Here is a 25916-nt window from a genome sequence, read left to right on the forward strand (position 1 = left end):
TGCATCCCCATCTTAGCATATTCGAGCATCTTCTGGTACAAACCGATCGTGGCAAAACAGGTACAAGAACCTACTGCACAAATGCCCATAACCGCGAATATACTGCACCAAGAAAAAAGGAGGAATGGATTCGAATGCCTAATATGTATACGCCTTATGGCGGTGCTCCAAGCCAAGTTAGCCCGATGAGCCAAGAACCGATGGGGTACGACCACAAAAAACAGATGATGGAAATGTGTAAAAAATATCATCACCATTTAATGCAAATGGAAGGCAGCGACGGCCAAATGTACGAAGGGATTATCGACGGCATGGACGACGAACATGTCTACCTGCTCGTTCCCGTCGGGGAAATGGAGGACCGGGGGTTTGGTTATCCATACGGCGGCTTCCCTTATGGTGGAGGCTTTGGTTACGGCGGCTTCGGTTATCCGCGTCGCTTCCGCCGCTTTATTCGCCGGCCTTACCCGTTCTTCTTCTTCAGAAGATTGTTCTTTCCGTTTTTCTTTTAAGAGAAAGGTTTGCTAATAACAAGGCCTCCTGCCGAAACAGGAGGCCTTGTTATTGTTTAAGCCTGGCTTTGAGAGTTGCGGCGTCGGTACACGGTCTGGCCAATCCGGGCATAAACGCCCCGCAGACTTCGGATATGCTCGTAATTGGGATAAATAATCGTATCGAGCAGGTAGGCCGATTTCCGGCTGCCGGGTTTTCTTCGCCGGTTCAGCGCCTCGATGATCCCGGAAGATGAGCGGATGCCGATCCCATGACCATAGAAGCGATCTTCCCCCAGCATAATCACGTTCTCCCCTTGCCATTCCGGGGTCTCGGGATGATGGTCCGGGTTTTTGAAATAGAGGATATCCCCCGGATACGGGCCAAGCCTTAGACTTCCTTGACGAAAACCCAGATCGCTGTCATACTGCCAATCGTAAAGGAGCAGATTGGTAAAATACGTATTAAACGCCCGGCTGCCGATTTGATCCAATACGGCTTTATACATCACAATCATCATCGCCATCGAGCATTCGAAGCCATATAGCGGTCCGTTCCGGTAAATATCGTAAATCGCATCGGCAGGCGCCGCTCCGTTTCTTAACCGGAACCCCCCTTCCTCCGTACGGTTCCAATACATTTCATTGCATCGGGACTTACGGTATACGGCAAATTGGGCACCGCTCTCATTCAGCGCAAGGGCCGAATCGACGATCGAGTTCCGCAGATTCAGTTCAAACAGCAGTTCGTCCAAAGAACCGTAACGATAGGGTACCGGGCTTCTTTCTTGGGCCTGCACAATTTCCCGTTGAAACGCAGGCAACATCATTTCGGATAGTTGCCTTTTATCTTTTGGCGGCAGAAGGATCAAACCTATTCCCCTCCTTGTCAATTTTCAGGTGAATCTAGGTTAGTGTACGTGGAGATGCCCGGTTTGGTGCCCACCCGTATCGAATCTGCCTTTTCCAGAAAAGCTAGACGAAGCGCGTTATAGCCTAAAAAGGCACTTAACTCCCATATCCAAGGGGTGACGCAAACGATGAACAACCGTCAGAAAGAGATTATACATATGCTGCTCAACGATACTCGGCCTCACTTGGTGGTCCGGGATATCGCCCTGCATTTCAATTGCTCCGAGAAAACCATTCGCAACGATTTAGATGAAATCAACCGAGATTTGGCCCAGGTATCCAACGCCCGGCTAGTCCGCAAACCCGGATTCGGGGTTACGCTGGATATGACCGAGCAAGACAAGTCCGAAATCGCCGCCTGGCTTCTTCAGTCCACCAAGAGCAAAGAACAGGAAACGGGCGAGGAACGGCTGATCGCTGTAGCGTATCAACTGCTTATGGAGACGAAACCGATAACGATTCAGGAGCTGGCCGACAAGCACTATACGAGTAAATCGGTCATCAAAAAGGATTTGGACTCCTTACGTGAATGGTTGGATAAACGAGACTTGTCCGTCGTTTCCAAACAGAAGGTTGGTGTCCTGATCGAGGGGAAAGAGCGCGACAAGCGCTCGGCATTGTCCAAGTTATCCCAACTGACCGGAGAAGCCGGCCAGGCCTTCATCAAGGATCGATTTGCCGCCCACGAGCTCGATATCGTCACCCGGGAGCTGAAGCAGCTTGAGCTTGATGCGCAGCTTGCGTTTACGGACGAGGCGTTGGACAATTTGCTGATCCATACGCTGCTAATGATTCGACGGACGAAGCTGAAGCAGCCGATTAAGTTCTCTGAACAGGAGAAGATCATTGTCCGTGAGAAACCGGAATTCCGCAGGATCGAAGTTTTTATCCGAAAACTGGAACGCCTCTTTGCCGTACGGTTTCCGGAGAACGAGGCGGCTTATTTGACCGCCCATATTCTCGGAGGGAAAATCCGCTCCCGGGCGCGGATCGAAACGGCGGAGCCCGGAACGGACACGGCGGCGGAAACGGCCGAAGCCCGCGGTTTGGCGGAAACGTTAATCCGGAAAATGTCTGCCTTAACCTGGGTGGATTTTGGCAAAGATGAAGTCTTGATGGAAGGGCTGCGTATTCATTTATATTCCACGTTAAATCGGTTAAGCTATGGACTCACCGTCTCGAACCCGATGCTGCAGGACATTAAGAAAATGTATCCGTACATGTTCGACATGGTCATTTCTGCAACAAAGGAGTTAAGCGTAGGGTATCCCTTTGCCATTCCCGAAGAGGAAGCGGCTTATCTGACACTGCATTTCCAAGCCGCGGTGGAGCGACTCAGCCAGCCCGCCGAAGAAATGAAAACAGTCGTGACCGTCTGTCACATGGGGGTAGGCATGTCACAAATTCTTCGCTCCAAGTTGGAGCGAAAATTCCCCGAGCTGCAAGTACTGGATTCCGTTCGGAAGGCGGACCTTGTTGGGTATTTGGCGAACCATACGGTCGACTTTATCATCTCCACGATTCCGCTGGAACATGTGAACACCCCCTCCATCACGGTGTCCCCGTTGCTGGAGGCCGGCGAAGTGCAGAAGATTACCGACTTCATCGGCAAGCTCGATCATGGATCCGGTCATACCGATCACGCCGGTTCGATTATAAGTTCGTATACTCAGCCCTCGCTCGTCTTTCCGCGACTTGCGATCAACCATCGATTTGAATTGATCGAGCTGTTGGCCAATCGGCTGGCAGAGCAGGGGTTCGTCGAACAGGATTATGCACATCAGGCGTTACTGCGGGAGCGGCTCTCGTCCACGACCATCGGCGGCGGGATCGCAATCCCGCATGGCGATCCTAAGTTGATTCGGACATCACGGATTGCCGTTGCTACCCTGGAAGAGCCGCTGGATTGGCAGGAGGAGAAGGTGTCCATTGTGTTCATGCTGGCGCTTGCCCCGCAGGAGCAAGAGATGATGAAGAAGCTGTTTCAACGCTTGTCCCTTCTTAGCGAACAACCCTCGACGATCGAGCGAATGGTGCGTGCGGAAACGCCCGAGGAACTCCTTGGCAGCTTGTAGTGCATCTTCAAACAACTCATGCAGGATATAATCCGGTTTTTCCGGAACTTGCGGTAATCTAAAGTTCTTTTCCGCCGTTCTTTTTACGATAAGATGGGTGATGTAAACGATTTCGATCTTTGAATACAGGAGGAAACATCCATGAAATTATTGGCGATTACCTCATGTCCCAACGGGATTGCCCATACGTACATGGCGGCGGAAAATCTACAAAAAGCCGCCGACAAGCTAGGCATCGAGATGAAGGTCGAGACTCAGGGCTCGATCGGGGTGGAGAACCAGTTCACCGATGAAGATATCCGCCAAGCGGACGGCATTATCATCGCCGCCGACAAATCGGTAGACAAAAGCCGATTCGTCGGCAAGAAGCTGATTGCCGTTGGCGTGCAGGAAGGCATCCGCAATCCGGAAACGCTGATCAAGCAGATGGTTCGCGGCGAAGCACCGGTATACCAAGGCCAAGGCGGCAGCGAAGGCACACCGGCGAAGCAGACCGGCGCCAAGCAGCAAAATGCCTTCTATCGCCACCTGATGAGCGGCGTTTCGTACATGATTCCGTTTATCGTCGTAGGCGGTCTCTTGATCGCCATCGCTCTTTCAATCGGTGGCGTGCCCACACCGGGCGGCCTGCAAATTCCTGAGGACTCGTTCTGGAAGACGATTGAGAAGCTCGGAGCCGCCTCTTTTACGTTCATGGTTCCGGTATTAGCCGGGTTCATCGCCTTTAGTATCGCCGACCGGCCCGGCTTAGCTCCCGGGATCATTGGCGGTTATATCGCCGCAAACGGCAGTTTCTACGGCAGTGAAGCCGGAGCCGGGTTCATCGGCGGGATCATCGCCGGTTTCCTGGCCGGTTACGTCGCGCTATGGATCAAGAAGTGGAAGGTGCCGAAGGCCATCAATCCGATCATGCCGATTATCATCATCCCGGTCCTCTCTTCGTTAATCGTCGGTTTGGCTTTCATTTACTTGCTCGGCGGTCCGATCGCTCAGGTATTCGAATCGCTGACGAGCTGGCTTGCCAGCATGCAAGGAGCCAGCTCGATTCTGCTGGCATTGATCCTCGGCGCTATGATCTCCTTCGACATGGGTGGCCCGGTCAACAAGGTTGCGTTCATGTTCGGCTCCGCGATGATCGCGGAGGGCAATTATCAAATCATGGGTCCGATCGCCGTCGCGATCTGTATTCCGCCGATCGGACTGGGTCTGGCCACGTTCTTATTCAAGCGCAAGTTCCATGATGCAGAACGGGAATCGGGGAAGGCCGCCTTTACGATGGGCCTGTTTGGGATTACCGAAGGGGCGATTCCGTTCGCTTCGCAAGATCCGCTGCGCGTCATTCCCAGCATCATGGTCGGCTCGATGGCCGGTTCCGTGATCGCCATGCTGGGCGGCGTCGGTGACCGTGTCGCCCATGGCGGACCGATCGTTGCCGTGCTTGGGGCTGTCGATAACATCCTCATGTTCTTCGTAGCCGTCATCGTTGGCTCCATTGTCACCGCCTTGATGATCAAGCTGCTGAAGAAAGACCAGGTTGAACCTCAATTGGTTGGGGCAAGCGCTGTGGAGGAGGCTGCTCCGGCTATAGAAACACCGCGTCCGGAAGCCGTCCGCCCGGCGAGCACGCCGGTTTCCGAAGTCCATCGCCCGGTGAGTAAACTAACCGATATCATCAGCTTGGATTTAATTGAGCCTTCCCTGTCGGCTTCAACGCGGGACGGGGTCATCGACGAGATGATCGCCAAGCTGAACGTTGAAGGCGTACTGACCTCCCCGGCTGAGTTTAAACAGGCCATCCTGAAGCGCGAGGAGGAGAGTTCCACCGGAATCGGAATGAACGTCGCGGTGCCGCACGGGAAATCGGCAGCGGTGCGAAAACCCCAGGTCGTATTCGGGATAAAGCCCGAAGGCGTCGATTGGAGCAGCGCGGACGGTTCGCCCGCGAAGCTGATTTTCATGATCGCCGTCCCCGCCGAGAACAAAGGCAATGAGCATCTAAAAATTCTGCAAATGCTGTCCCGCAAGCTAATGGACGACGGGTTCCGCGAGCAATTGCTGCAAGTAAAATCCAAACAGGAAGCCTATGAGCTCCTGGATCAAGTCCACTAACAAAGAAAATCCCCCGAGCCGCCAAGGCGGTCCGGGGGATTTTTGTTATACCTGTTGAATTTGGATCAGATTCGTTGTTCCCGCCTGGCCTAACGGTAATCCTGCCGAGAAGACCACGGTGTCGCCGTCCTGGACATAACCCGCTCGGCGGGCGCTGTCGATCGCTGAGGTTAACATCTCATCCGTTGTCGTTACCGGCCCCCCTAAATAAGGGTACACCCCGGACAACAGAATCAACTTGGTCAAGACATGCGGGTGATGGGCAATCGCCAGAATCGGCGCCTCGGGTCGATATTTCGAGACCATCCTGGCAGTAAAGCCGCTTTCGGTGGACGTGATGATCACTTTAGCGCTCAGCTCCAGCGAGGCGCTAACCGCGCCTTGGCTGATCACCTCCGTGATATTGGTGCCGTGCAGCTTTCTTCTCCGATTGAATGCTTCCCGATAGTCGATCATCGATTCGGCCTTGCGCGCGACGGCAGCCATGGTTCGCACCGCTTCTACCGGATATTTCCCTGCGGCAGACTCGCCAGACAACATGACGACGTCGGCTCCCTGCATCACGGCGTTGTAAACATCACTGACTTCCGCGCGCGTCGGCCTTGGATTCACCTGCATCGACTCCAGCATATGCGTGGCGACGATAACCGGTTTGCCTGCCAGATTACACTTGTCGATCATTTCTTTCTGCAGCATCGGCACTTCCTCAACCGGAATTTCTACCCCAAGATCGCCGCGCGCAATCATGATTCCATCCGAAGCCTCGATGATATCCTCCAGATCTTGCACGCCTTCCTCATTTTCGATTTTGGAGATGATCTGGACGTGTCCTCCATTATTCTCCTGCAAAATCCGCCGAACTTCACGGATATCGTCACCTTTGCGAACAAACGATACGGCGATCATCTCCACCCCGTTCTCCAGGCCAAAATGAATATGCCGAATGTCTCGCTCTGTCACGCCAGGCAGCGTAGTTTTGATCCCAGGCAGATTGACGCCTTTGTTCGGCTTGAGCTTCCCGCCGCTGATGATGCGGCAACGGACTTCAGCCCCCTCGGCCGATATGACGCGCAGCTCGATCAACCCGTCATCGATCAGGATTCGATCATTCGCTTGCACAACCTGCGGCATTTCGGGATAGTTGACCGAGATTTTCGCGGCGTCTCCGTCTAGCGGCTCTGTTGTAAGCACCATCTCTTCTCCGGCAATCAGCTCGCAGAATGGTTCCCGCAATTTCCCGATGCGCACCTCTGGCCCCTTGATATCCATCATAATCGGTACAAAGCTATGCAGTTCTTGCGCGGCTTGCCGCACCCGCTGTATGCGGGCCACATGCTCCTCCAGCTCCCCGTGGGCCATATTCAGTCGGCCGACCGTCATCCCGCCCTGAATCATTTCCTTCAGCACGGAAACCGAGTCGCAGGCGGGGCCTAACGTGCAAATGATTTTTGTCCGCAGCACCTTGAAACCTCCTTAGGTAACGTTTAGGTTAGTATGCGTCAAGCCGGCGAAACGAATTATTTTTGCAGATGGTAAGGAACGGTTGCAATGACAATGTCCTTTTTATTGAATAAATAGGCCCGAAGCAAAAGGCTCGATTGGTTATGCAAAATATTCTGCCACCAGTGCCGGGTAATAAACTGCGGAATTAGGACGGTAATATGGTCGGTCTCTGCAGTTTTCCATTCCACCGTATCGATGAACTTCATGATGGGCCGGATGATGCTGCGGAAGCTGGAACGGAGCGTGATTAACCGAACCCCGGGGTTCCATTCCTTCCACTTCTTCTCCATGCGGTCAATTTCTTCGTCATCAAACCCGACATACACGGCGACAACGTTGTCCGTCAGCGATTTGGCGTAGCTCAACGAGTTCATCACGACGCGAGTAACGCCCGCAACCGGCACGACGATAGTGCTGCCTTTGATGCAAGGTTTTTCCGTATCCATCTGGATTCGAAGCTGGTCGGCAATATTTAAATAATGACGATGAATTTGGTAAAAGATAAACATCACCAGCGGTAAGAAGATAAATACGACCCATATATGCGAAAATTTGGTGATGATGAAGATCAGCGTAATCCCCAGCGTTGTCAGCATCCCAATCGTATTGATGACAAACCGGAACACCCATCCTTGCGGCTTCAGCTTTAGCCATCGAATCATCATCCCGAGCTGCGACAAGGTGAACGGAATAAATACGCCAACCGCGTATAACGGAATCAAGCTCTCCGTGTTGCCATGGAACCCGAGAACCAGCAACGCCGAAGCCACGCCAAGGAAAATAATTCCGTTCGAAAAACCGAGCCGGTCCCCGCGCACCATAAACGCATGCGGCATGTACTTGTCTTTGGCCAGCATAAACGCCAGCAAGGGAAAGGCTGAGTAAGCCGTGTTGGCGGCCAGGAACAGGATCAGCGCTGTAATCGCCTGGATGACGTAGTATAACGCGCCCCGGCCGAAGGTCGACTCGGCAATCTGTGAGACAACGGTTGCTTTCGGATCAGGAGCGATACCGTACCAATAGGCCAGCGCACTGATTCCGATAAACATGGTGCAGAGAATGACACCCATCATCACCAGCGTAGCTGCAGCATTACGTTCCGCCGGCTGCTTGAAGTTCGGGATGGCGTTGGATACCGCCTCTACCCCGGTTAAGGCCGAACAGCCGGAACTGAACGCCTTGAGCAGCAGGAACAGACTTATATCGGAAACCGCCGTCCCCATCTCTGGCACGCTCGCGTGAATTCCACCGGTCAAATATTTAAACAACCCCGACAGGATCAGAACAAAGATGGACGCGACAAACAGATATACCGGAATAGCCAATACGGATGCTGACTCCGTTACCCCTCGAAGATTCATCAGCGTTAACAAGGTGATCATTAGCAGCGCAATCAACACCCGTTGATCATGCAGCGCCGGGAAAGCGGATGTAATGGCATCCGTTCCCGCCGACGAGCTGACCGCCACCGTCAGAACATAATCGACCAGGAGCGAGCCGCCGGCCAGCAAACCTGTCGATCGCCCAAGGTTATCCATCGCCACGATATACGCCCCGCCCCCGGCGGGGTAGGAGTAAATCGTTTGCCGATACGACAAAATCAGAATAAGTAAAAGCCCCAGAACCGCAAACGAGATCGGGATGGAATACCAGACGGCCGAAAATCCCGCCGCCATCAAGACGATCAGAATTTGCTCCGTCCCGTAAGCCACAGACGATAAAGCGTCCGAGGACAGTACTGCCAACGCCTTGAGCTTGCTCAGTTTCTCCCCTTCAATTTCGGTACTTTTCATCGGTCTGCCGATCAGTACTCGCTTAATTTTGTTCACCATGGTGATTTCCTCTCTTCATCCCTTAAATAACCTTATATCTCTAACCATTCGTGGTTCTATAGGCTCCCCATTCCCGCAGAGAACAACACAAAAAGGCCGCAGGAAAGTTGGACCTTCCCGCGGCCGCTTTATTTGAAACTCAAGCGAATATCCGCGACAATTCCCTCTTTCGGACGCTTACGGAGTTAGCTGACGGATTCGGGCACGAAAGCAGCCCTACGCTCATGGCCAGGATAGCCAAAACAAGCGATTCACCCCAGAAACGAAGCCTCACGACCCGTTTCGGTTGGTTCCCCCGTTTCTTACTGAATAAAGAATTCAGCGATCAGGTATTTGCCATATAAAAATTACCACTGATGAATCATACTCCCCGCCCTAAAAAGTGTAAAGATGAGTTTAAGGCGGATTGGCAACGAAATGCGATCCGCATTGTCGAGGTACGCGTATACATCGCTCTTCTACGCTAATTATTTCGTACGGACTTGAATTTACGAGGAAATAAGACGATGGTCGACAGTGATGTGAATTATTCATATTCCCCTACTGGAATATTTGCGACCAAATAAGGTATACTCGAAATAAGGAAGTGAGACCGATGAATACTGCAACTTTGAGCGCGCTTGCCGAACCCCATCGACTGAAAATGGTTGAACTGCTGCGATACGGTCCACTAACCGTAGGAGAAATCGCGGATCGGCTCCAAGTCCGGCAGCCGCAGGTATCGAAGCATCTCAAGGTGCTGAATGAAGCCCGCATCGTCGAGGTTCAACCTGTTGCGAATCGCCGGATTTACCGGCTTCGGCCGGAACCCCTGCAGGAGCTGGACGAGTGGATCGCCTCGTTCCGAAACTTATGGGAAGAGCGGTTTAACCGGCTTGACGAATACTTACAGGAAATTCAAAGCCCGGATCAACAAAAAACACCGTAAGAAAACGGCAAATGCCGTAATTCTTACGGTGTTTCTTTGATGATTTCTTCGGCCGAGATCAAGCCAGCGTCAAGACCTCATATTGCGCAGCCAGTTCCATAAAACGCCCCATACTGGACACCTCGCCAGCTGCGAGTTGATCCTGGATGCCGTAATAGTTAACGCAGGTCCCACAAGCCAATACCGGCACACCGCGACTCGCCAGCTCCTTCAGGTGCAACGAAGCAAACGACTGCTCCGTTAGGGCAAGAACACCCCGATTTACACAAAATACTGCCGCCGGAAGCTGCTCCTGTTCCCGCTGCTTCAACAACGTTAGGAACGTTTCCAACAGCTGCATCCCCAGTTCCCGGTCACCGTCCCCGAAGCTGTCGGTCGTTAGAAAAATAACTTTTCGGTTCAAAGCGATTCTCCTCTCAGCTTCTGATCGAGCAGTTCAAACGTCAACTGCATCCGGTCTTTCGGCACCTCGCCATAACGGTCTCCGAGACTCACCTCGAAGGAACAGCCTCCATCCGCCTTCTCCTTGAGGACGGCGGTTAACCCAACGCCGGTTTCCCGGTACACTTCAACAAGGCTATGCTCCAGCCGTTCCTTGGGGACATCCGCATGGACGTGGAACATGTTCGAAACCGGAACGGCCGGGACCGTCTTCATCTGATGGCATCGGTTATACCACTCTGCCAGCTCTTGCGCCTGCCGATAATACAAATCCATTTTCCCAACGCGCTGCTCATAATAGTAATCTGCGCTGAGATAATACGGATACAAGCTGATCAGGTCACCGCCGTGACGTCTCTTCCACACCTTGGATGCCTTTGTGAACTCCGGCTCTCCGGCCAATATGGCTCCGGCGATTCCGCCGATGCCCTTGTAGAAGGAGATGTAGACGCTGTCGAACAGGACGCACACTTCCGCCGCGGTTTTTTGATAGTAGGGAAGAACTTCGAACAGCCGGGCTCCGTCCAGATGGAGCTTGATGTCTTTCTCCCGGCAGAACTCGGAAATCGCCACGAGCTCCTCGAACGGCGGCAACTGGCCGCCGATCTCGCGCTGGGGCAGTTCCAACAACAGGCACGAGACGTCCTCGCCAAGTTGCTGTACGTCCTCCAATCCAATAAGCCGGTCCTTGTCCGCCAGAAGAATCGGTTCGATTCCGTGCAGTTCCTTCAAGCCGTCTTCCTCATGAATCTCCAAATGGCATAAGGGGTGATAGGCTACGCGTTTCGTCCCCTTGCGATCGCACCAGATTCGCAAGGCGATTTGCTGGGCCATCGTACCGCTGGGAAAGAACACCGCCGAGGCTTTGCCCAGCACCCCGGCCATATTTGCTTCGAATGCTTCCAGGGACGGTCCCATACCGTACATGTCGCTGTCCAGCTCACCATCGATCCCGGAAAAAGCCTGCTGCAGCACCCCCACATTTCGTTTACCGTGGCCCACCACTTGATAGACCGTCCGGTCGAAAGCCGCCTTTAACGATTTCTTGTCCGATGATCCTTCGTTTCCATACATCGTTCTTCGCCGCTCCTCTCTCCAAGCTGTCTGCATAAACTGTGAATTCATGCTTATTATAGCTCGATTCGGAGCAGGAATCGATGATCGCCCGGTAGGACTTGTCTCTTCTTTACACCAATTTAAATTTCTCCACTTCTTGAATCATTTCAATCGAAAGCGATTCAAGCTCTTTAATCGCCTGGGCAATATCCTGGGTGGTGCCGTTCAACTCGATGGCCGAGGCGGAGATTTCCTCTGAAGAGGCTGAGTTTTGTTCTGCTACGGCAGAAGCCGAGCTCACGGTCAGAAGAACCCGGTTCTTATCCTCGTTGACGGTGACCACAGAACCGGTGATATCTTCGATCTGCGGCATCATTTCCCGAATGGAACGGATAATCTCCTGAATAACCTCCATCGTCGTCATGACGACCTCTGACTGCCGAGCCAGTACTTCGCCCGTTCTGGCCGAAGTTGCCGATACTCCGTCCATTTCCAATCCGATCTCCTGCAGCAGCTCGTCGATTCCTTGTGAAGAATGCTGCGTTTGTTCCGCTAATTTGCGAATTTCTCCAGCTACCACGGCAAACCCCCGGCCCGCCTCACCTGCGCGCGCAGCTTCGATAGACGCATTCAGCGATAACAGATTGGTTTGCGTGGAGATGTCGCTAATCAATCGAGTAATTTCCGTCACGCGAGTCAGGCTCCCCGTCAAGTTATGAACCTTGCTTTGCGTCTCCTCGAACGAATCGGCAATCCCCCTCACGGAGGTGACCAACTCGGCCAGTTTGCCACTGCTGTTCTGTGCTTTATCGTTCACTTGCTTTGCTGCCCCATCTACCGTCTCCAAGGAGCGGGTGATTTCGTCCAATCGGTCTCCGAATGCCTGGAAGGACTCTGTCATCGAAGCCAATTCCTCCGCTTGATTGACGGAGCCGAGAGAAACCTCCTGGATGGCCGTCGAGACTTCGCCAACGCTCGTTTTCATCGCCTCGGAGGAGGCGGTCAGCGCAATGGTTTGCTGGGTTAACTTCTGTGAATCTTGCCCAATGATTTGCAAAATCGTGCGAATCGAGCTAATCGTCTTGTTTAAAGCCCGGTTCATCATCCCGAATTCATTGCTGAGTTTGCCGTTAAATTGTATGGTTACATCGCCTTCCGCAACCCGTTCGACCCTGGAGATGAAGTCCTTCATGGAGGAGCGGATCATCAGGACGACGAGAATGGAGATGGCGCTAACGAGTAGAAGTGCCACGCCGAAAATCACGACAAAAAACCGGATACTCGCTTCATAGAGCTGTTTCGAAGCCTCGCTTTTCTCTTCAGCCACGCGTTTCTGGTAATCGACGATGTTTAGAATGTCCTGGGTCAATTGATTGCCTGCCTCGGCCATTTCCACGTTCGTCAAGTTCCGATCGGCGACAAGACCTTGCTTTCGTTGTTCGATCAAGGTAGGAAGATAGGATACGTATTTTTCATAACTTTGAGCGGCTTTCTTCGCCAACTCTCCTTCTTCCGGGTTATCTTGGGAAGCCGCCACATTCCGATCCAGGATAGCCGAGATTTGACCGTTCAAATCCTCATACGTTTGGATCATGGCCTCATCGTAATCGCGGTCGATGATTTTCGTCACCGTATTGCGCAAGTTGCCCATGTGACCGTTCACGTCCTCCCAATCCTTCAGCTTGGGAATAATCTCAGAGGTAATCTCCTCCGTCGTGGAATTCATTTGAAAAATCGAGTTGATCCCTACAACCCCAATTGCCGTAGTGGCTAGCAGAGACAACACCCACAACATCACGACGCTATGCACGATCTTGATGTTTCTTAATCGATGGATCCAGGCGCTCAATATAACCCCTCCTATTATTTATTTTCTGTAAAATCAAGTAGGTTGATTACTATATCGGCTAAAATCCCGAGACAATATAGACACAAAACGCCTTATTTCGACATAAAATTCATTTTATCTCCGCTATTTTCTGACACTATTCGACATTTTGCATATAAAAAAGAACGCCTGTCATCTACAAGCGTTCTTTTCATATGGTTGTTAAATATTAAAGCTTAAACACGTTCGTTAATCCGTTCATATTCTCGGACAATTCTACCAGCTTACCGGAGGTTTTCCCGATATCGCCGAAGATCTTCTCCTGTGTACCCAGCTGCCCTTGAATCTCGCCGGATACCTCTAGCCCCGACTCGATGGTGCCATTCACATCCTCCAACGTTGCGCTCATTTCCTCGAGCGAAGCCGCCTGGGTGGTCACTCCATCGGAAATCTCGGTCAGCATGGCAAAGGTGTTCTCCATGTTGTCCAAGATCTGTTTGATCATCGTCTTGACGTTTCCTGATTGCGTTACGCCCTGTTGGACCTTCTCCTCGGTCTGGGCGACTGCAACCACGACGCTGCCGGTTCGAACGGTCATATCTTCGACCAAGCTGCCGATTTCCTGTAAGGATTGATTCGTATCCTCCGCCAGCTTTCGAATTTGTCCGGCGACGACCGCAAATCCTCTCCCCTCTTCCCCGGCCCGGGCTGCCTCGATGGCAGCGTTGAGGGCTAACAGATGCGTTTGTTCGGAAATTTGCTTAATAATGCTAACGACCTCGGTAATTTTCTGGCTCTGTTCCTCTAACCCGAGCACTTCGCCGCTGACGTGCTTCGTATTCGCCGCCAGATCATTAATGGCTTCAACGATGGAGTCCACCGAATTCTTTCCGTCTTCCGCGGAATCTATGACCAACTGGGCTCGCTCTGCAATTTGGTTGGCCAGTTCTGCCGTCGTCTGCGAATGGTTCGTAATCTCTGAAATGGCAACGGCGGTTTGCTTCATGCTTTCCGCGTTTTGGGTAAACACGTTCAGCAGGAGCTTGACCCCTTCGTTGATTTCATGCACTTGCCCATTGGCCTGCTCAATAATCTGGTTCAGCTCTTCCGAAGACAACGTCACCCGTTCAGAAGAGGACTGGATCGTTGCAATCAGGTGCTTCAAGTTATCTCTGGCTTTCTGAAGCGACTGAATCATCTGGCCCACTTCTCCTTGCTGGGTCACCCGAATCTCAGCGGACAAATCGTTCTCGGCCATCGAATTAGCCAGCTTCGCCCCTTGTTTGAGCGGACGAACCAACAACACTTCGGAGATGATTACCGCGAAAATTTCAAAAACAATAAAAATGATCAATGCCTTTAACCCTAAGGATGGCGTAATCAGCTTGAAAAAATCATGATGTTGGCTATAGGATAACGTTACGACTAGAGCGGTATTTGAGACGAACATCGCCAAAAAGACGAGCACCATGATCCGCGTACGGATAGAAATGTTACGAATTCGATTCATCTTAGCATCACCTGTCTTGTTCGTAGTAGGGTATAATTTAAACTTCCTCTAGCAAAATTTGAAGCGATTCAGGGATCTCCTCCTAGTATTTAGATAGGTCATAAGTTCCAAATATTACATGTGTTGTCCATTATATAGTCCCAAATCACTACAGTCAAATAAGAGTGGATGATGGTAAACCGCTTTCAATTCTAGTAAAATGAGATGGGTTATGACATCAACGTAGAAGAATCGCAAACAGGGAGGATATCGGAATGGTCAATATGAAAGGAAAATGGGCGCTCATTACCGGAGCCAGCCGCGGAGTAGGTTATCAAACGGCGATGTTTATGGCCGAGCAGGGATGTAACCTGATCCTGCACAGCCGCAACCAGGAGCATACCCGGCAGATGGAGCAGGAGATCCGGGCATTCGGTGTCCAAGTCTACTCCGTTCAAGCTGAGCTGGCCAACCACCGAGAAGTCGTGGCGATGCTGGATGAAATCGAAGCCAACGGCACGCCGGTGGACATCGTCTTCAATAATGCTGCAGTCCAAATCGCCTACCGTACCGATTATTGGCAGACCCCGGTCTCGGATTTCGAACAAAGCTTTCAAATTAATTTCATTTCCATCACGACGATTTGCAACCGCCTGATCCCCAAGATGGTCGAACGCGGCTTTGGCCGAGTCATCAACACCACCAGCGGGATCAAAAACGAGCCGGAGCAAGCCGGTTACGCGGCTAGCAAAGCAGCGCTCGATAAGTTCACCAAGGATTTGGCCTCTCGCCTCGAAGGCACCGACGTCATGATCAATTTGAACGATCCAGGCTGGTGCCGGACCGATTTGGGTGGCCCGCAGGCCCCGAACTCAGTGGAAAGCGTGCTGCCGGGGATCGTGGTCGGCGCTTTCGTCGACGACAAGAAGAGCGGACGCTACTTCCCGGCGCAAAGCTTCACCGGTCTGTCGCTGGAGGAAGCTATCGCGAAGGCAGAGACGTTCGAAGCGGTACCCTATACGATATAACAAGAACATCCCGCGGCGGCCCGCGGGATGTTTCTTAATTAAAGACCATTTATCGTTTACCCAGGCTCAAGCTTCATATTGCCTAGAACCGGCGGCGTTCATCTCGCCGGACGTTTCCGCCGCCGTTTCGAGAAAGACCCGATGGGATGGATATGCCAACTTAATGCCTTCCTGCTCCAGCACATGCCTGTATACATTGTTCTAAAATGACCGCAGTTCCTGCGCCAGTTCCATAAACACTTCCATTGCCTTGGTGTAAAAGGGAGAGGCCTGTGTAACTAGAGAAAATTGACGGGAATACGGCAAACCTTCCATCTCCAACAGCCTCAGTGTTCCAAGTGCCATTTCCTTTCGCACCGCCGCTTTGGACAACAGGCTAATTCCAAGCCCCGCCTCTACCGATTCCTTAATGATTTGTGTACTGCCGAATTCCATTAATCGCTCCGGGTGAAAACGATGCTGAGCAAACAGATGATCTACTGCTTCGCGTGTCCCCGAGCCAGCTTCCCGGACGATCCAGGTTTCCTCGCGCAAGTCGATAAGGCGAAGATCCCTACGCTCGGCGTAACGGTGTCCGGCAGGGACAACCACATACATCGCGTCATCGGCAATCGGCACGATCCGGTAGCGTTCATCCCGAACCTCCCCTTCAATGATGCCGACGTCCAGCCGACGGCTTCCCACCAACTCCACGATTTCCTTGGAATTACCGATGGTGATCGTCGGTTTGATTTCCGGATACCCCGCCATCATCACAGCCAACACATGCGGCAGCACGTACTCCCCATACGTATAGCTGGCACCGATCGACAAATCCCCTCGCGCCGCGTGTTTCATGTCGTCGATGAGATACTGCATCCGCGCATACAACCCGGAAATTTCCCGGGCATGATGATATACGATTTGTCCCGCCGGGTTCAAGCGTACGTATTTATTACTGCGGTCAAGCAGCTTGGTTCCCAGCGCCTGTTCCAGGGAACGGATATATTGGCTAACCGCCGGCTGCGTCATATGCAACATTTCGGCCGCTCGGGTAAAACTTTGCTTCTCCGCGACAGTAATAAATACCTCAAGAGCCGGATCCATTTTGCTTCCTCCTTATGATCAATCATCTCATTCATAATCAAATACTTATCATAATAATATACATGATTTATTTTACTTATTATTAAAGCGGATTTAAGCTAAATGGGCAAATCAACGGAGGTGAAATCACATGTCAACTTCCTTATTACCCTCTAAAACAGTCTTGCCGACAACGCCCGAAACCGCAAAAAAAACCGAGCTCCTGTTCGGAGGCATCGGCTTTACGCTTGTGATCGCCATGCTTGGCTTTGGACTTGCTCAACTACCCGGCTTCAACCGGATCGGACAGCTTGGTTGTTCGATCTTGCTAGCCGTCCTCTACCGGCAATTCGTCGGATACCCGGAATCCTTGCGTCCAGGCATCCGGTTTGCTTCCCAGCAGCTGCTCCGTTTAGCAATCGTTTTGTTTGGGCTGAAACTGAACCTGGACGTCGTGTTGCAACAGGGCCTGCCTCTTCTGGCTCGAGATGCCGTAACCATCGCCTTTAGCATGATCGCCACTCTGCTGATCGGCAAATGGCTAAAGGCGGATCTCTCCCTCTCCTTGCTGCTGGGGATCGGCACCGGGGTGTGCGGAGCGGCAGCGATCGCCGCCGTTTCACCGATTCTCAAAGCCAAGGAAGACGATACCGCCATCGGTGCAGGATTGGTGGCTTTCGTCGGCACGCTATTCTCCGTGGGATATACGCTGCTTCGACCGTTGCTTCCGATGTCCGAGCTTCAATATGGAGTTTGGAGCGGTGTCAGCCTGCACGAAATCGCCCATGTGGTGCTAGCCGCTGAGCCGGCCGGGCCAGACGCTCTGGCCGTCGCTATATTAGCCAAATTGGGCCGTGTATTTCTGCTCATTCCGCTTAGCTTCCTGCTGATGTATGGCATGAAGCGTACCGCTGGGACATTGTCGCTGAACCCAAGCGCAGCAAAACCGGCTGCCGGATTCGGACCTAAACCGAAGGCCGCCATCCCGTTCCCCTGGTTCTTGCTGGGTTTCATCTCGGCCAGCGTGATTGGCACCTATGCGTTGGGTACCTGGATCCCTGTGAAGGATGCTTTTCTTGGCGATATCTCCACTCTGACCGGATTTCTCCTGACGATGGCCATGGTGGGTCTGGGACTGAACGTCAACCTGCGCGAGCTCCGATCCAAAGCGCTTCGGCCTCTGATCGCGATGCTGATCACGTCATTACTGTTGTCAGTCGGGACCTGGATATCGCTTATACTTTAAATTTTCCGATCAGCGCCTGCAATTCCTCGGACAACTGACTGAGTCCTTCCATGGAAGCCATCATTTCCTGTACCCCGGCATATTGCTCCTCCGTATGCGCATATACCTCGCGCGAGCCGCCGGCCGTCTGCTGCGCCACCCGATCGATCGTGGTAATCGCTTGAACCACAGCCTCCGATTGGGAAGACAACTGCTCTACCTGACCGGCCACCCGGCCGATCCCGCCAGCCACCTGCTCGACGGCCTGCCGGATGCTGGTAAACACCTCGCCGGCCTGTTGGACGGTGGCAATACCGGAAGCAATCTCGTGCGACCCGGCTTGCGCCGCTTCGATCACCATCTCCATCTCACTACGCACCCCTTCGACCATCTCGGCCACGTCCGCCGCCGCTGCCCCCGCCTCCGCCGACAGCTTCCGCACCTCACCGGCGACTACGGCAAACCCTTTGCCGGCTTCCCCGGCTCGCGCGGCTTCTATCGAGGCGTTCAGCGACAGCATCTGCGTCTGTTTGGCGATGCCGGCAATCAGCTCGGCCGCTTCCGCGATTTGGCCGGAGCGGACGCCAAGGCGCTCGATGAACGCGCGCAGCTCGTCCATCTGCCGCCGAATCGTAGCCATTTGAGCCGCTGCCGAAGCAACGATCTCCTCGCCGGCCCGAGTTTCATTTACGGCAGCCGCCGATTGTTGACGGGCATCATCCGCCAGTTCGGCCATTTCCCGAGCTCCGGCAGCCACATTCGTCACTTGGGCCACGCCAAGCTCCACGCTTTGCACCTGCTCCTCGCTCCCGGCCGAGATTTGGCCCATAATTCCCGAAATCTCCCCGGAGGAGGCACGGAACTGCTCCGACTGGCTTCGCAACTGATCGGCAGAATCGGCGACTCGGCCAGCATGCCGTCCCAAATTGCCGATCATGTCCTGCCAACTGCGTCTCATGTGGTTAAATGCAGCCGCCAGTTCGCCAATTTCGTCGCGGTTTCTCACGACCGTCTCCGTAAGGGTCAAATTGCCTTCCGCTAGTTCACGCGCGCCACTCACCATCACCCGCATCGGTTTTACGATCTGCCGGGACAACATCACGCCGGTCAAGATCGCGAACAGGATGGCTACGGTACCGCACAGCGCCAGTATCCACATCGTCAACGTCGATTCCCTCTGGAACTCCCTTAATTTATCCTGGAGTTGGTTCTCCTGCAGCATCCGCAGTTCACCCGCCCCCTGAATCATCGTATCCGACGTCGGGATCGCCCACATCAGAGCTTCCGCTTTCGCCAAATCCGGCTTGCCCGATTGGACGTAATCCCGGACCTTCACCAGCAGTCGGGCAAACGTAGCGTTGGACTCCGACAACGAGGTAGCAACCGCCCCCTGCTCCTCACTCGCGGAAGCGCTTACGATTTCATCGATCAACGCGCTCAGCTGCTTATTTACCTCCGTCAGTGCTTGCTCCTTCTCAGGCGACGGCTCTACGATATACCCGAACAGGAGGCTGTTTTGACGCTGCGTCTCGATCTCCAACTTAGCCACTTGATCCAGAGCCGCCGTATTTTGCCGAAGCAATTCGGAATAGTTATGGTCCAGCCGGTTCAAGAATACGTAAGCGACTCCGGCAATGACTCCAACCAGCAGCGATACTGTAATAAAAGCCGCCGTCAGCTTCCGTCCCAGCGAGAACGCCAGCCTCCCGTTTCGATTCATAGGAGAATTCCCCTTATCCTTCATCCCTTGTCCCCCCTTGGTTTGCTTTAACGAACAAGGGCCGCCAGACTTGTCATCTGCGGCCTATGCTCCTTCTGTATATTCACTTGTATCATCTACCAAACCATGGTAGGAGGGGAATTCAAAATTCTCCTCTGTTCTATCAAAATTCTCATATTTATGGCTTACGCCGCCTCTTTCGCCTTCCCGGCCCGCATGAATATCTTGACGATCTCATTTAGCAGCAACGGAATCAGCGCCAGCAGGATGACGAGCCCCCAATCGGCCAAGCTGAGATTTTCCACCTTAAACGCCGCAGCCAGAAACGGGATGGAGATCGAAAGAAACTGCAGCAGCAATCCGGCAACGACCGCTCCGACGAGGATCAGGTTGGAGAACAAACCGATGGCAAAAATCGATTTGGTCGCACTGCGCTTGGCAAACGAATAAAACAACTGCGATGCCGCCAGCACGACGAACGCCATCGTCCGCGCATAGGTCATCACCTCTTCGGGAATATCCGCGGAGCGTAAACCATATCCATGCTCGCGAAGCCCCACGTAAAAAGCAACCAACGTCAGCGCCCCGATCAACAACCCGCCCAAGACCGCCTGCATGGCCGCCCCCCCGGCAAAGAAGCTCTCCTTCGGGTTGCGCGGTTTGCGTTTCATCACGTCCTTCTCGCCGGGGTCAACCCCCAGCGCAATCGCTGGAAGCGTGTCGGTGACCAGGTTAATCCAGAGAATCTGAGTCGCCAGGAGCGGCAGCGGCCAAAAGAACAAAATCGAAGCGAGGATCGCCACGATCTCGCCAAAATTGCAGGCCAGCAGGAACGTCACGGTCTTGCGGATATTGGCGTAGATGTTCCGCCCTTCCCGGATTGCCTGGACGATCGTCGTAAAATTGTCGTCCGTCAAAATCATATCGCTGGCGCCCTTCGATACGTCGGTGCCGGTAATCCCCATCGCCACGCCGATGTCCGCCGTCTTAAGCGAAGGCGCGTCATTGACGCCGTCCCCGGTCATGGAAACGATGTTGCCCTTCGCCTTGAAGGCTTTGACGATCTTCACCTTATGCTCCGGCGAGACGCGGGCGAATACGCGGATGTTGTTGATTTTCTCGGCAAACGCCTCGTCCGAAAGCTCGTCGATTTCCGCCCCGGTCATACTTTGCTCCAGGGAGCTGGCGATTTCCAGCTGTTTAGCGATCGCTACCGCGGTGTTCCGATGGTCGCCTGTAATCATGACCGGCGTAATCCCCGCCGCTTTCGCTTCGCGGATCGAGTCCTTCACCTCCGTCCGCGGCGGATCGATCATACCGACGAAGCCAAGGATCGTTAGATCCTGCTCCATTTCCTCCGGGGACAGGATACGGTCCGCATCCTTATAGGCGGCCCCCAGCACCCGGAGCGCATCGTCCGACATCGCCTCTGCCGCCTCTATGTAGCGCTGCTTCAGCTCCTCGGTCAACGGTACAGCCTTCCCGTTAACCACGGCGGAGTTCGATATTCGCAGCAGTTGATCGATCGCCCCTTTGGTATGAACCCGGTATCCCTCCCGTGTCTGGTTCAGCGTGGACATCAGCTTGCGGTCGGAATCGAACGGCTTCTCGGACACCCGCTTGTATTCGGCTTCCAGCGACTTCTTCGAAATATCCTGCTGCTCGCCGTAAGCGACTAGGGCGATCTCGGTTGGATCGCCGGTGCCCTGACCGTTCTCGTAGGTCGCATCGGAGCAAAGCACAAACGTCTTGATCATTTCGATCGGCGCCTCATCCCCCAGCGGCTGCGCGGTAAAATGCTTCACAACCGTCATTTTGTTCTGGGTCAGGGTCCCGGTCTTATCGGAACAGATAATGTTGACCGAACCAAGCGTCTCGACGGCCGGCAGCTTCTTGACGATCGCGTTGATGCGGGACATGCGGGTCACGCCAAGCGCCAATACGATGGCCACGATGGCCGGTAGCCCTTCCGGAATGGCCGCTACTGCAAGACTGATCGCGGTCAGGAACAGCTCAAACAGATCACGCCCTTGAATCAGACCGATCACGAAGATCACGACGCAAATTCCGATGGCGATATAGCCGAGCATTTTGCCGAGCTCTTCAAGCTTTTTTTGCAGCGGGGTCAACTCATGCGTGTCTTCGTCCAATATTTTGGCGATTTTGCCCATTTCGGTGTTCATGGCCGTTCCAACGACGACCCCTTCACCACGCCCGTAGGTCACGAGCGTCGACATGAACGCCATGTTGCTCTGGTCCCCAATTGGGGTCTGAGCTTCTTCGTGCAGGTCTTCGGCGTTTTTGTCTGAGGGCACGGACTCTCCGGTCAGCGCAGATTCCTCGATTTGCAGGTTAGCACTTTCAAACAGACGCAAGTCGGCCGGGATGAACCGCCCGGCATCCAAAATGACGATATCTCCGGGAACGATCTCTCCGGAATCAATCTCCTTCACCTCGCTATCGCGCCGCACCAGCGTTTTGGGGGTGGTCATTTGCTGAAGCGCCTCGATCGCTTTCTCCGCTTTCTGCTCCTGGATGACGCCGATGATCGCATTCAACAGGACAACGGCCAAAATGATGACGGCATCCATGTACTCCCCGACGATGAGCGTAACGACGGCGGCACCGAGCAGCACGTAAATCAGCATATCCTTGAGTTGGGCAAAAAACAGCGACCATAAGCTTGGTTTCGGCTTCCCTTTGATTTGGTTCGGCCCGTACTCTGACAGCCGCTTTCCGGCTTCTTCCGTGGAAAGTCCGGCAGCCCTATCCACTTGCAGCTCTTGCAGGACAGCTTCCCGGGTTTTGGTATGCCACATGCAGCAGCACCTCTTTACTCAAATTTGACAGTCAATGACTTACCATTATTGTAAACCACATCCACTAGAAATTATGAGAAAAAGTCAACTTCTCGCACCTCGATATCCCGCCACAAATTTGCCATAATATGAAGGATCCCGATTAAGCCATATCAAGATGAAAAAAAGCCCGGGCTATGCTACAATACTGAAATGTTAAACGGGAACGTTTAGAGGGATGTATTTCTAGGAGGGTATTAAATTTCATGTTAATCATAGGTATTGCCGGCGGCACCGGGTCCGGGAAAACGACGGTCGCCCGCTCGGTCATCAGTCAGCTGGACACGGATAAAGTCACGTTTATCTCGCAGGACAACTACTATAAAGACCAGTCGCAACTCAGCATGGCCGAACGGGAGAAGACGAACTACGACCATCCCTTTGCCTTCGACAACGAGCTAATGGTGGAACACCTTGCCCAACTCAAGAAAGGACAAGCCGCCTATGCGCCGGTGTATGATTTCACGATCCACACCCGTTCCGAGAAGACGGTCAAGCTACTGCCGAACAACATCATTATCGTAGAGGGATTGTTTGTCCTGTACGATGAGAAACTGCGAGAGATGCTCGACATCAAGGTGTTCGTGGATACCGATTCCGATGTACGTATCCTCCGTCGCGTGTTGCGTGACATGGAAGAACGGGGGCGCTCGATCCATTCCATCCATCAGCAGTACCTCGCAACGGTGAAGCCGATGCATGAAGCGTTTATTGAGCCGTCCAAAAAATACGCCGACCTCATTATCCCCGAAGGCGGGCATAACGAAATCGGCATTCAAATGCTGGCCATCCTGACGGAGAAGCATTTAACCGGCGGGTACAAGGTCTAGAAGGAGACGGGTGCTGCGCTGATGCGCGGGAAAGATGTGCGGAGGCATACGCTCGGCTGCGTCGCACGCCATGATGCGCTGAGCGGCGGTTCACCGACCCAACACCTCGTGCAGGCGCCCCTGCACGTGAAATTACTGCAAATATGCAGTAATTTATCTACCAAACTGCCTTTAGGCTCAAGATAACTGCAAAAATACAGTTATTTGGGCCAGAGTTGGCCCATATCAGGATATTCCAAAGAAATGTCTGCACTTTTGCAGGTATTTCCTTTTGTTTATCAAGTTTTCTCCGAAAAACCTGCACTTTTGCAGGTTTTTTGTTTTGTTGCCCCACGCAGCCTACTCCTACGATTTCACCTGCCGGTACCGGCTTTTGGCCAGGGCAAAGAAGATGAAATAAAGCCCAATCAGCAGCGGGAACAACAACCACGCGAAACCACGCCCCAACGCAAATGGGGTTTCGAACAGAAACGCCTGCCAAAACGAAATGCCCGTTTTCTCCCATAAACCCGGGGTGTAATATAAAGCCTTCGGATCGGTGAACGCTGTGGCATCCACCAGTCCCGTTGAGACCATCGCCGCAAAAATCGGGATATAGCAGCAGGCGAGCGAAAACCACATCCGGGACAAGCGCTGGTAGCGCCCCGCACGGGAATCGGCGTCCGAGAAAATATCATCGCCTGCCGCCTCGTCAACCTTGCGGAAATACTGCGACCCGGACGATTTGCTGCCGGCCACATGCTTCCAGCCGCTGTCCTCAAACAAGGCCAGATAGTCCTCGAAATCGGCCCGGCTTCTAAATTGACGGAAATCGATTTTGATCACCGCATCCTCCCGCTCGGTCCGTTCAAAGGTATAGGCGATCGACTTCCCCGCCAATGTGAATCCCCGTTTGGCCATCTCGTTCAGCCATTGCTCCTCTTTTTCAAAATCGATGAAAAATTTAAGTTGTTGCACACCATTGTCCCCCTTATTCCCAAGACATGATTTCCTTCGTGACGTTCCTCATATGGTTCATTCGCTCGTAATCCAGCCATAAAATCTCTCGGCCCTGACCCGTGATCGCGTATACCTTACGGCGGCTGTCCGCCGTGGCCACGGGCTCAATCCACTTCAGCTTCACCAGATTGTCGATTGCTCCATACAAGGTGCCGGCTGCCATCCGTACCTGCCCACGGCTGAGCTCCTCTACCTTCTGCATTATCAAGTAGCCATGCGCCGGTTCCGCCAACGCGAGCAAAATATAGTACACCGTTTCCGTTAAGGGCAAATGCTTGTTGTCCCTGCTCATCTGTTTCGTCCCTCCCTCTACGCACTCCCCAATATATCGTACAACTGCATAGTTACACTATATATAGTTCAACTGTATATTGCAATAAAAAAAATGCCCCGCCTGTCGTCAACTACTTCGGGCCGAGCGTCTCCGTTTCGTTGCTTGTCGCCCAAGAGCAACGAGGAACAGCAGCGGAAGGTAACCAAAGGTGAAGGCGCCGCCAACCAGCGAGATGACATGTTCCATTCGCTCAATACTCACGGGAGTCCGCAGCGAGAGCACCATTCCGATAATGACAAGTGTGGTCGTCCCTAATGCCCATTTCCTCGAGATCTTCAGCGTCTGGGTCAAGATACGCACGGCCGCCCAGATCGACATACAGCAGATGGGAAAGATAATAAGCAGCCAGTTGAAAATATAGATATAGTCAAAACGCTCCAGGAAAGCGAAACGGATGATTTTCGAGAGAATCAGCGTCGGCCAGAGGGTGTGCTTCAATTGCCGGATATTAAAATAGCTGAGAGTAGTCACAAGGATCGTCATGTAGAGCAGAGTAGTGTGAGCAACCGCGAGATGAGCCCATCTCTGCGCTTTGGTGTTATTTTTGATAAACGGATAATAGAACAAGAGGAACTCGGGCCCCAGATAGATGTAAACGGATTGGACCGCCGATTTAGCATAATCCCCCAGCTCATGGTTCCATAGGGGAAGGAAATTGAGCCAGTGGGCAATTTTCAGAGGGAAGTACAACGACGGCAGGACCAGACTGGGGATCACGACACAAAGCAGGCAGATCCCGGCGACGACGCGAAACCCTCCGGATACGATATACCCGGCCACCGCTAATAGGATGATCGAAATTTGCCAAAGCGGCGCATCGGGGAATACCCACACATGAATTATTTCCCCATAGGGACGGATTTGCCCTGTGCAGATCAAGACGCAATAGAAGAACAGGATCCCGGATAAACCGTTCCCTACGATGGGACCAAACAGTTGACGGTGAAGGGAGAAGATATCTCCACCTTCGGCCATCCGCATCAAACGGAATAACATCCAAATCAGCAAATGCATACATGCGCCGACAAACAGGAGGGATACCCAGGCATCCTGCTCCGCGCCATGTGCAATCTTTTCCTGAAAATTTAGCATGCCTATCCCCGTCTGGACACCATGAATGAGGAACCAGACGAGGTAACCCGAGACTTGGTTGCTTTCCTTGACGGTACCGCCCATCCGACTCCCCGCCTTCT

Annotated in this window: 20 protein-coding genes and 1 riboswitch; of the genes, 7 read left to right on the top strand and 13 right to left on the bottom strand. The window is 53.1% G+C overall.

The window, feature by feature from the left end; translation table 11 throughout:
- Positions 1-134: 134 nt before the first annotated feature.
- Complete coding sequence (locus tag IM700_RS03655) at positions 135-512, top strand: hypothetical protein (protein ID WP_239483561.1); 378 nt, start codon at positions 135-137, stop codon at positions 510-512.
- Between the two features lie 56 nt (positions 513-568).
- Here IM700_RS03655 and IM700_RS03660 read toward each other — a convergent pair whose 3' ends face one another.
- Positions 569-1363, bottom strand: coding sequence for a protein-glutamine gamma-glutamyltransferase (locus IM700_RS03660; RefSeq protein ID WP_155606829.1), 795 nt, complete (start codon positions 1361-1363; stop codon positions 569-571).
- Positions 1364-1531: 168 nt separating this feature from the next.
- On the opposite strand from IM700_RS03660, the gene IM700_RS03665 reads away from it, so the two are divergent.
- Positions 1532-3478, top strand: a complete 1947-nt coding sequence (locus tag IM700_RS03665) for a BglG family transcription antiterminator (RefSeq protein WP_193416830.1) — start codon at positions 1532-1534, stop codon at positions 3476-3478.
- A 141-nt stretch (positions 3479-3619) separates the two neighbouring features.
- Positions 3620-5587, top strand: a complete 1968-nt coding sequence (locus IM700_RS03670; RefSeq protein ID WP_193416831.1) for a PTS fructose transporter subunit IIABC — start codon at positions 3620-3622, stop codon at positions 5585-5587.
- Positions 5588-5632: 45 nt separating this feature from the next.
- Here the strand turns inward: IM700_RS03670 and pyk are convergent, their stop codons facing one another.
- Both pyk and IM700_RS03680 read right to left on the bottom strand, forming a co-directional pair.
- The gene (gene pyk / locus IM700_RS03675) at positions 5633-7048 is read right to left on the bottom strand and encodes a pyruvate kinase (RefSeq protein ID WP_193416832.1); all 1416 of its coding nucleotides are present in this window, start codon (positions 7046-7048) and stop codon (positions 5633-5635) included.
- A 56-nt stretch (positions 7049-7104) separates the two neighbouring features.
- The gene (locus IM700_RS03680) at positions 7105-8922 is read right to left on the bottom strand and encodes an APC family permease (protein WP_193416833.1); all 1818 of its coding nucleotides are present in this window, start codon (positions 8920-8922) and stop codon (positions 7105-7107) included.
- A 159-nt stretch (positions 8923-9081) separates the two neighbouring features.
- Positions 9082-9256: riboswitch (cyclic di-AMP (ydaO/yuaA leader) on the bottom strand.
- Positions 9257-9517: 261 nt separating this feature from the next.
- Here IM700_RS03680 and IM700_RS03685 point away from each other — a divergent pair.
- Complete coding sequence (locus IM700_RS03685) at positions 9518-9850, top strand: ArsR/SmtB family transcription factor (RefSeq protein WP_193416834.1); 333 nt, start codon at positions 9518-9520, stop codon at positions 9848-9850.
- Positions 9851-9908: 58 nt separating this feature from the next.
- On the opposite strand, the gene IM700_RS03690 is transcribed toward IM700_RS03685, so the two are convergent.
- From IM700_RS03690 to IM700_RS03705, 4 genes are all read right to left on the bottom strand, one after another.
- Positions 9909-10253: a DsrE family protein gene (locus IM700_RS03690; protein WP_193416835.1), complete on the bottom strand. Its 345-nt coding sequence runs from the start codon at positions 10251-10253 to the stop codon at positions 9909-9911.
- The gene (locus tag IM700_RS03695) at positions 10250-11365 is read right to left on the bottom strand and encodes a threonine aldolase family protein (protein ID WP_193416836.1); all 1116 of its coding nucleotides are present in this window, start codon (positions 11363-11365) and stop codon (positions 10250-10252) included. The genes IM700_RS03690 and IM700_RS03695 overlap by 4 nt, the downstream gene beginning before the upstream one ends.
- A gap of 112 nt (positions 11366-11477) precedes the next feature.
- Positions 11478-13196 carry a methyl-accepting chemotaxis protein gene (locus IM700_RS03700; protein ID WP_193416837.1) on the bottom strand — a complete coding sequence of 573 codons (1719 nt, stop codon included), beginning with the start codon at positions 13194-13196 and terminating at the stop codon, positions 11478-11480.
- Between the two features lie 208 nt (positions 13197-13404).
- Entirely contained in the window at positions 13405-14685 is a 1281-nt protein-coding gene (locus IM700_RS03705) for a methyl-accepting chemotaxis protein (protein WP_193416838.1), read from the bottom strand.
- A 254-nt stretch (positions 14686-14939) separates the two neighbouring features.
- Between IM700_RS03705 and IM700_RS03710 the strand changes: the two genes are divergently transcribed.
- The gene (locus IM700_RS03710) at positions 14940-15692 is read left to right on the top strand and encodes an SDR family NAD(P)-dependent oxidoreductase (RefSeq protein WP_193416839.1); all 753 of its coding nucleotides are present in this window, start codon (positions 14940-14942) and stop codon (positions 15690-15692) included.
- A 201-nt stretch (positions 15693-15893) separates the two neighbouring features.
- Here IM700_RS03710 and IM700_RS03715 read toward each other — a convergent pair whose 3' ends face one another.
- Positions 15894-16778, bottom strand: a complete 885-nt coding sequence (locus IM700_RS03715; RefSeq protein ID WP_193416840.1) for a LysR family transcriptional regulator — start codon at positions 16776-16778, stop codon at positions 15894-15896.
- A gap of 130 nt (positions 16779-16908) precedes the next feature.
- Between IM700_RS03715 and IM700_RS03720 the strand changes: the two genes are divergently transcribed.
- Entirely contained in the window at positions 16909-18003 is a 1095-nt protein-coding gene (locus IM700_RS03720) for a YeiH family protein (RefSeq protein WP_193416841.1), read from the top strand.
- Here the strand turns inward: IM700_RS03720 and IM700_RS03725 are convergent.
- Positions 17993-19702 (bottom strand): methyl-accepting chemotaxis protein, encoded by a 1710-nt coding sequence (locus tag IM700_RS03725; RefSeq protein WP_193416842.1) that lies wholly within the window; start codon positions 19700-19702, stop codon positions 17993-17995. The two genes, IM700_RS03720 and IM700_RS03725, sit on opposite strands and share 11 nt — an antisense overlap.
- A gap of 185 nt (positions 19703-19887) precedes the next feature.
- Positions 19888-22521: a cation-translocating P-type ATPase gene (locus tag IM700_RS03730; RefSeq protein ID WP_193416843.1), complete on the bottom strand. Its 2634-nt coding sequence runs from the start codon at positions 22519-22521 to the stop codon at positions 19888-19890.
- A gap of 245 nt (positions 22522-22766) precedes the next feature.
- Here IM700_RS03730 and udk point away from each other — a divergent pair, with 245 nt between their 5' ends.
- A complete protein-coding gene (gene udk, locus IM700_RS03735; protein WP_193416844.1) occupies positions 22767-23390 on the top strand; it encodes a uridine kinase in 624 nt (207 codons plus the stop codon).
- Positions 23391-23735: 345 nt separating this feature from the next.
- On the opposite strand, the gene IM700_RS03740 is transcribed toward udk, so the two are convergent.
- The 3 genes from IM700_RS03740 to IM700_RS03750 all read right to left on the bottom strand — a co-directional run bounded on the left by IM700_RS03740 (position 23736) and on the right by IM700_RS03750 (position 25899).
- A complete protein-coding gene (locus IM700_RS03740; protein WP_193416845.1) occupies positions 23736-24347 on the bottom strand; it encodes a DUF2812 domain-containing protein in 612 nt (203 codons plus the stop codon).
- A 13-nt stretch (positions 24348-24360) separates the two neighbouring features.
- Positions 24361-24681: a PadR family transcriptional regulator gene (locus IM700_RS03745; RefSeq protein WP_155606857.1), complete on the bottom strand. Its 321-nt coding sequence runs from the start codon at positions 24679-24681 to the stop codon at positions 24361-24363.
- A 108-nt stretch (positions 24682-24789) separates the two neighbouring features.
- A complete protein-coding gene (locus IM700_RS03750) occupies positions 24790-25899 on the bottom strand; it encodes a GerAB/ArcD/ProY family transporter (RefSeq protein WP_193416846.1) in 1110 nt (369 codons plus the stop codon).
- Between the last annotated feature and the right edge of the window lie 17 nt (positions 25900-25916).

Source organism: Paenibacillus rhizolycopersici (assembly GCF_014947195.2).
Classification (GTDB): domain Bacteria; phylum Bacillota; class Bacilli; order Paenibacillales; family Paenibacillaceae; genus Fontibacillus; species Fontibacillus rhizolycopersici.